This window comes from Pseudorhizobium endolithicum, from assembly GCF_902153245.2.
In the GTDB taxonomy this organism is placed as follows: domain Bacteria; phylum Pseudomonadota; class Alphaproteobacteria; order Rhizobiales; family Rhizobiaceae; genus Neorhizobium; species Neorhizobium endolithicum.
The window spans coordinates 1-516 of the sequence record NZ_CABFWF030000005.1 but is presented as its reverse complement, the minus strand read 5'-3'; the positions used below and the strand labels follow the sequence as shown (position 1 = coordinate 516).

The window sequence follows — 516 nt, the reverse complement described above, 5'->3', positions numbered from 1 at the left end:
GGCACGTCTTCGGTAATCACGCTGCCCGAGCCGACATAGGCCGCGTCACCCACTGCGACCGGCGCCACCAGCGACGAGTTTGAACCAATGAAGGCGTGCGCTCCGATTTTCGTGACATGCTTGTTCAGACCGTCGTAGTTGCAGGTGATCGTGCCGGCGCCGATTTTGGCATGGGCGCCGACGACGGCATCGCCGATATAGGTGAGATGATTGACCTTGGCGCCCTCGCCGATGTCGGCCTTCTTCACCTCGCAGAAATTCCCCACCTTTGCCCTGGGGGCAAGATCAGTTCCGGGACGCAGCCGCGCAAAGGGGCCAACGGTGGCTCCGGTGCTCACATGCGTTCCTTCGATATGCGAGAAGGCATGGATGAATGCCGTCAAGAGGTTCTCATCGAGCGGCCTGTGGAGTGCACCCCGTTTCGCCGGACATGTCAGCTAGTTTGATTTAGCCCTGATGAACTGCCGTGGGGAAGCCATCTTGAGCGCGGAGTGGGGATGGATCTCGTTGTAGATG

General features: G+C 59.9%; 1 pseudogene. It reads right to left on the bottom strand.

The features are described from left to right. Positions 1–377 (bottom strand): annotated as a pseudogene (locus RTCK_RS03255) (DapH/DapD/GlmU-related protein); the annotation flags it as partial. Positions 378–516: the final 139 nt, after the last annotated feature.